Genomic DNA, 455 nt, shown 5'->3' with positions numbered 1-455 from the left:
GGGCTCGACGGCTCCCACAAGGGGGGCGGCTGTGTGGCTGGGATTGAGCAGGCACCGGGTTTCGCTGATTGCAGTTTGTGCAGAGTGTCGCTGGGTGAGCTGGATCCCAGCGACCGCTAGGTTTCGCTATGTGGCTGAGATTCCAGCCACCACACCGCCCAACTGTGGGAGATGTCGAGCTTTAGCGAGGCTGCGAAGGCGGTGGCACTGACAGTCCTTCTGTGCCTGACACACCGCCTTCGCGGCCTCGCTGGGGCTCGACGGCTCCCACAAGGGGGGCGGCTGTGTGGCTGGGATTGAGCAGGCACCGGGTTTCGCTGATTGCAGTTTCTGCAGAGTGTCGTTGAGTGACCTGGATCCCAGCGGCCACTAGGTTTCGCTATGTGGCTGAGATTCCAGCCACCACTCCGCCCAACTGTGGGAGATGTCGAGCTTTAGCGAGGCTGCGAAGGCGG

It is taken from the genome of Pseudomonas sp. GW821-FHT09C08 (genome assembly GCF_059418125.1).
Note: the sequence above shows the minus strand (reverse complement) of the source record.